The 6,006-nt window shown below is 36.7% G+C and carries 8 protein-coding genes; all 8 read right to left on the bottom strand.

Features of this window, described 5'->3' with window-relative positions; genetic code table 11:
• Positions 1-102: 102 nt before the first annotated feature.
• Entirely contained in the window at positions 103-435 is a 333-nt protein-coding gene (locus tag H6F32_RS19965) for a hypothetical protein (protein ID WP_190371013.1), read from the bottom strand.
• A 4-nt stretch (positions 436-439) separates the two neighbouring features.
• Positions 440-1,549 carry a type IV pilus assembly protein PilM gene (pilM, locus tag H6F32_RS19960; protein WP_190371012.1) on the bottom strand — a complete coding sequence of 370 codons (1,110 nt, stop codon included), beginning with the start codon at positions 1,547-1,549 and terminating at the stop codon, positions 440-442.
• Positions 1,550-1,684: 135 nt separating this feature from the next.
• Complete coding sequence (locus H6F32_RS19955; protein WP_190371011.1) at positions 1,685-2,020, bottom strand: co-chaperone YbbN; 336 nt, start codon at positions 2,018-2,020, stop codon at positions 1,685-1,687.
• Positions 2,021-2,203: 183 nt separating this feature from the next.
• Positions 2,204-2,989: a PspA/IM30 family protein gene (locus H6F32_RS19950; RefSeq protein WP_190371010.1), complete on the bottom strand. Its 786-nt coding sequence runs from the start codon at positions 2,987-2,989 to the stop codon at positions 2,204-2,206.
• Between the two features lie 461 nt (positions 2,990-3,450).
• A complete protein-coding gene (locus H6F32_RS19945) occupies positions 3,451-3,690 on the bottom strand; it encodes a zinc ribbon domain-containing protein (RefSeq protein WP_313926673.1) in 240 nt (79 codons plus the stop codon).
• 77 nt (positions 3,691-3,767) lie between these two features.
• Entirely contained in the window at positions 3,768-4,439 is a 672-nt protein-coding gene (locus tag H6F32_RS19940; protein WP_190371009.1) for a PspA/IM30 family protein, read from the bottom strand.
• Positions 4,440-4,489: 50 nt separating this feature from the next.
• The gene (locus tag H6F32_RS19935) at positions 4,490-5,782 is read right to left on the bottom strand and encodes a hypothetical protein (protein ID WP_190371008.1); all 1,293 of its coding nucleotides are present in this window, start codon (positions 5,780-5,782) and stop codon (positions 4,490-4,492) included.
• A 113-nt stretch (positions 5,783-5,895) separates the two neighbouring features.
• Positions 5,896-6,006 (bottom strand): transposase (locus H6F32_RS19930; RefSeq protein WP_190371007.1); only part of this gene is annotated, 111 nt, incomplete at its 5' end.

The raw sequence follows: 6,006 nt of genomic DNA, 5'->3' as shown, positions 1-6,006 counted from the left end.
TGTAGATGTCTATGTTGCATTGTGCTGTCGAGAGTTTAGTAATTTCTCTCATTCTCCCATACCGATTACTAGACGACCCTTATTTATCAATGCACTATTTTTTTATTCTGTCAATGCGTAAGTCCTAAAAGCATTAGTTTGGCTTTGAATTATTTTAGTGTCCGCCTTGAACTTATCAATGCTACTAATTTTGACATCGAAAGTTTTACTCTCCTGTTCTAACTGAGTAATTTCCTCGGTGATTTGCTTAGTTTGCACATCAATAAACACTAAACCAGCATATACTAAAGCGGGAAATATTGAACCCACTCCCACACCAAGAAAAACTGGCATTAAATCTTCGACATTAACAGGCTGATTGATCTTTTTCCCTGATAAACTCTGCTTTTGATAATCTTCATGATATTTAAGAAAGTTAATATCTAAACTGTACATTTTGTTATACCTCCCGCATTCCCAAACCAAGAACTATACCCAAACCTGGCCGTTGAATGATCGGATACTTGTCTGGTTCCACATCCAAAGATAAACAAGCAATGGGATCTATTTTAGTAGTAGGTAGAGATAACCTTTGAGCAAAAAACTCATCAATTTCTTGTAATCCTCCTCCAGGGCCTGCTAGGAGAATTTGGGCAACTTCTAGGTTTTGATGTTGACTGAGGTAAAAATCAATAGAACGTCGCAATTCATTGGTTAATTCCCCTAATACTCGTACCATAGCAGATACAGCAGGATTGCTGCTAGTTAATCCTGTGGAATTTGTGTCCATGCTATTATTACCAAGAATACTTATTTGTGCCAATTCAGTAGTATCTCTTGTGATCGGCAAATTGATTGCCCTGTTGACTGCTGACTGTAATTGATAAGTACCAATAGGCACAGTCCGCGAAAATTGGGGTACACCATTGATAATAATGGCAATTTCTGTATTATCAAATTCAATATCCACTAATACAGCCGCCTCTTCGGGTGCAAACAGCCGTAATTGATCACGAATAGTTCTAATTAAAGCAAAACTATTAATTTCTAGTACATCAATGACTAATCCTGCTTGTTGAAAAGTCTGCAAATAGGTTTTTGTCACTTCCTTAGGTGTAGCTACTAATAAGACTTTGACTTTTTCAATGCCATCCTCATCTACAAAATAATCAAGTTTCTGATAATCAATATCTGCATGTTCACGAGGATAGGGTAAATATAAAGAGGCTTCATGATCAAATATAATTTCATGCAACTCTTTATCATCTAACTCTGAGGGCACGGGAATTAACCGAACTATAGCATCTCTACCAGGAATAGAGGTAGCAACGCGAGAGGCTTTGGTTTTACTCTCAGCAATGGCTTCTTGAATAATTTCTGCCATTTCGAGAGAATTTGCAATATGCCCGTCAACAATAATACCTTCTGGTACAGGTACTGTTGTTAACGATTCTATTTTGATTTTTGAACGATGTTTACGCAATTCAACAACGTTGACTCGTTGGGGTGCTAATTCAACACCAATACCTCTATTAGATTTACTAAAGAAACGACTCAAGGCCTCCACCACAGTTTTACTCGCTATGTATATTACTAAGTCAAACTTAAATATTCCTCATGGGTAGTTAACTTTTGTAGCAAAATTTATCTACCTCATCTGGTGTCACCTGTCACCCATCACCTATCACCTGTCACCTATCATCTACTAATTTTCACTCAAATGTTTATCTAAAAAACTCATTAACTTATCTTTACTTATCGCTCCCTCAGTAGACTCTAACAATTGTTTTTCCTTAATTAATCTTAATGCTGGTACACCTTCCACCTGATATTGTTTTACTGTGATAGGATTAGGATCAACTTCCATTTTGACAATTTTTAAGCGATCGCTGTAAGTATTAGCAGCTATATTAATCGCAGGTGACATCAATTGACAAGGACCACACCAGGAAGCCCAAAAATATACTAATACGGGTTTTTCCGCTTCTAAAACCTCTCTTTCAAACTCAGCATCAGTAATAGTGATTACGCCCTTGCTCATTATCGTCTCCATAAAGTAACATCTATATTATCGGTTTCATTCAAAATTAAGTCTATCTTAAATTGGCAATTGGTAAGAATATCATATCAATACCTGATAGAAACAACAAAATAGAAAATCCCACAACTCAACAGTGTGGGAATTATTTTATATAACCAAATTAGCTGATAGCTGACTACCACTTTACAAATTATCTAACTGTCTGCGTAATTCTTCCAAGTCTTTATCTACTGGTGTGGTAGGTTTTGCTGTATTACTTGGTTGTGCTGTATTTGTGGGTTGACTAGGAGGTAACTCTTGTACTGGAGGTGCTGGTGCTAAAGCTGCTTTCATTGCTGCTAACTCATCATCAACATCACTACTACTTTCTAACCGTGCAAACTGAGTTTCTAAATCTGCACCGGCTAACTCAGCAGTAGACTGGGCGCGAGCTTCTTGCATTAATACTTTTTCTTCCATACGCTCAAAAGCAGCCATCGCGCTACTCGTACTTAAACCACTAACCATATTACCCAATTGTTCTTGAGCTTTAGCAGCAGTAATCCGCGCTTTGAGCATTTCTTTCTTAGTTTTAGCTTCAGATAGTTTGCTTTCTAACTGAATCAAATTATGTTTAATTCCTTGCACCTGCGCTGTTTGTTGATCTAAGCTGGCTTGTAATGAAATACTAGTTTCTGTACAAGTTTTCTTACGTTCTAATGCTTGACGAGCTAGGTTTTCATCACCCTTCTGTAGTGCTATTTGCGCGTTACGTTGCCATTTATTAATTTCCGATTGAATATCATTATATTGTGTTTCTGTACGTTTTTGAGCAGCTATAGCCTGAGCCACACCTTGACGTAATTTAACTAAGTCTTCCTGCATTTCCAGAATAGCTTGTTCTAGCATTTTTTCTGGATCTTCAGCTTTATTAACCAGATCATTTAAGTTAGCACTAACCACTCGTTTAAGTCTATCAAATAGTCCCATAAATTTATTTTTCCTAATTTTGTTTATTGTTGTTTTTTCCCGGTTATAGCAGTTAAAAGATGATGCATGACGGTTGCAAGAGGATGTCCCTAAAGTCTAAATTAACACAAAAGCCGGTGATTGTAAATCGTGTCTACACAGGTTAAAAATCCTTGGTTTTTCCTTAGTCCAGGTGGTCACTGAGCCTGTCAAAGTGTGGACTTTACCTGTATAAGCTAATGTGCAGCACTCACTGTATAATTAAAAAAACCTGAAGTTACAGTAGCACAAGCATCTTGCTTGTATTTATTCAAGTTAAAAGCACAACAGCTTAGTAGCGATAGCGCAGCGTGGCGTAAGCCTTCTGATATTCGCTTTTAAAACACCCTCTAAGATGGTAAAAAATCAAAATTCTTAGTTTGTCACTTCTTGATATTCTGACTCCTGACTCCTTGATCTCCTAACTTTCTTGACTGATACTTTTAACCGAGACATTCCCTGACATCTGAGATATCGTGAAGGTCCAGTACAACATTACCAACTGAGTTGATAAAGGTGGTATCCCACATTGCCTTGAGGAAAATCCCCAAAGCTCCATTAAAATCTCGCGGTATGTCATAACCGCAATTAGGGCAAACAAAGCTCTTAGAACTACCAAGTTTTCTATGAACATGACCGCATTTAGTACAAGTCTTTGATGTATATTCTTCAGTTATTCTCACTAATTTGGAACCGTAACGGTTACACAAATGCTCAAGAGGAAAGAGAGAACTGATAGAATGCCCAAGTCATCATTGCTCTAGCTCTTTAATTTATTTAACATATTATTTTTCATCATTGCCAGTTCTACATCAATCTCATCATTAGACTTCAAAGCTGCAAATCCTATTTCCAGATTATCACCTCCTAACTTACCAATAGCCTGTGATTGTGCTTCCAATTGTAAAACTTTCTCTTCCATACTTGCTAATGCATTAACTGTGGATGTAGGAGAAAATTCACTCAGCATTTCTTTTAAGCGATAATTAGCTTCAGCAGAACGAGCGCGGGCAATATACATATCTTTCTTAGTTCTCATTTGAGCTATTTTTAATTCTAATGCCCGCATATCATCTTTCCATTGAGCTACTATTTTCTTATGATCCTGCACTTGATTGAGCAAAGCAGTAGCAGTTTGTTGGTAAAATTGCCGTTTAGTGAGGGCCTCCCGTGCTAAAGACTCCTTGCCTTGTTCTAATGCCAGTTCTGCTCTATTATACCATTCTTGAGCATTAGATTCAGCAGCCACAGCTTGACGTTCTGTACGTTTTTGGGTGGCGATCGCTCCTGCTACTCCCTGACGTAACAATACCAGATTTTCCTGCATTTCCATGAAAGTATTTTCCAGTATTTTCTCTGGATCTTCCTTATTCTTGATCCAACTATTCACATTAGCGCGAATTACTCGCACAATACGTTTCATAACTTCCATATTGATATTTTCCACTAACTATGGTAATTAAGTCCTATCATTTAATTCATTTAATTTTGTACCCTGCCAGCAACACCTTGATTTGCTAACTCTTGTAATCTTCGTTTTACATCATCTTTAGTTTTTAAGGCTCCTAAATAAATGTATTTGCCGTTTGGAGATAAATAAGCATCAGCCACTATTTTCTTCGCTGCGGCTAAACTGTCTTTGCTGTCATTATCAGTAATAATATAATAATACCCATTTGCACCAGGTTTGATATCTTCTGGTAAGGGTGCTAAACTGATTTTTGTTTCGGGTGTAGAACTAGTGGAAATACTAGGACTAGGTGAAATTTGGGATACTCTACTGGATGAACTGTTAGTAATATTGGGAACATCGGCAATAAAAGGAGAAAGTTTTGGTAAAGGAGCGATAGAAGTTAGGGGTGGCTGTATTGTTAATGTGGTAGGAGTAATTTGAGGAATTACTGGAGTAGGGTTAACTTTGGGTTTTAAGCCTACCACATCATTAGGATCTCTTACCTGGGTAAATTCCTGACTTGCTAAGTTAGGATATTTAGCTATAGGTGTAATCTCTGGTACAGTAGTAGATGTAATTATCCGATCTCCAGGTTTTGCATTTTTTGAAGTAGATATAGAAGAGAAAGAGTTATTATTTGATAAATTAAAGTTCAACTTTGGTAAATATTTAGGATTTAATACCACATATCCTAAAATTAAACTTGCTAATAACAATAGAAACATGGAAGCAATACCCGTAGGTGATAATACACTCTCAGAATAACTTTGAGGTTTAATTTCTGGGGTGAGTTCATCATTTAAACTGCGTAATAACGCTTCACTGGACTCTAAATATTCATCAGGATGATTAACTGTATCTGTTGTAGAAGTAATTTCTTCTGTTTCTGTGGTGGTAGGTTTGCTATGAACAATGCTATTTATCATTTCTTCTGTATCTGTTCCATTTGTATATATTTCCTGATTAGGTGGTTTTTCATCAGTTGTAACGTTTTCACTATTGCTAATAATATTACTAATAGTTAAAGATGGTGCTGTGACAGGAATTAACGGTAAACTGATACTTTTGTCTTCAATTAGTCCTGTATTTGGTATGATAGTGTCTATATTTGTTGTGCTTTGATTAAATGTTTTATTATTAGATGCTGTAAAACTTTGGATATTTAGATAATTATGCTTTTTTCCAGTATTGCGAATACGTCTATATTTAGTTAATTCTTGATCTAATTGTACTTCTAAACTAGCTAATGCTGCGGCTAGGGCGGGTTTTAACCCTGGTGTGGAAGATGCTGGGGTAAAATCGTTTTGGGTATTTTGACTCATGGCCAAAGTATGATTAAGGTGGATTATTATTCATGTTCCAAATATAGCATGACTGCCGAGTGTAGACTTAGTCCTAAGCTGACCGAAAATAATGGGATACAAGCCCCGTCCTTCTAGGACGGCTTTTCTTGATTTTTGATATACTCCTTTAATATCTCTAGCGGCGCACCTCCTACAGAGATAGCAAAATAACTGGGACTCCATAATGCTTCTTTATGGGGTTT

Source organism: Anabaena sp. FACHB-1237, from assembly GCF_014696225.1.
Taxonomy (GTDB): Bacteria; Cyanobacteriota; Cyanobacteriia; order Cyanobacteriales; family Nostocaceae; genus FACHB-1237.
This window is presented reverse-complemented; position numbering and strand designations above follow the sequence as displayed.

Bases quoted from the DNA above. Each gene is read 5' to 3' on its own strand.
- H6F32_RS19940 (WP_190371009.1), bottom strand. From the start codon at position 4,439: ATGGAAGTTATGAAACGTATTGTGCGAGTAATTCGCGCTAATGTGAAT.
- H6F32_RS19955 (WP_190371011.1), bottom strand. From the start codon at position 2,020: ATGAGCAAGGGCGTAATCACTATTACTGATGCTGAGTTTGAAAGAGAG.
- H6F32_RS19965 (WP_190371013.1), bottom strand. From the start codon at position 435: ATGTACAGTTTAGATATTAACTTTCTTAAATATCATGAAGATTATCAA.
- H6F32_RS19935 (WP_190371008.1), bottom strand. From the start codon at position 5,782: ATGAGTCAAAATACCCAAAACGATTTTACCCCAGCATCTTCCACACCA.
- H6F32_RS19950 (WP_190371010.1), bottom strand. From the start codon at position 2,989: ATGGGACTATTTGATAGACTTAAACGAGTGGTTAGTGCTAACTTAAAT.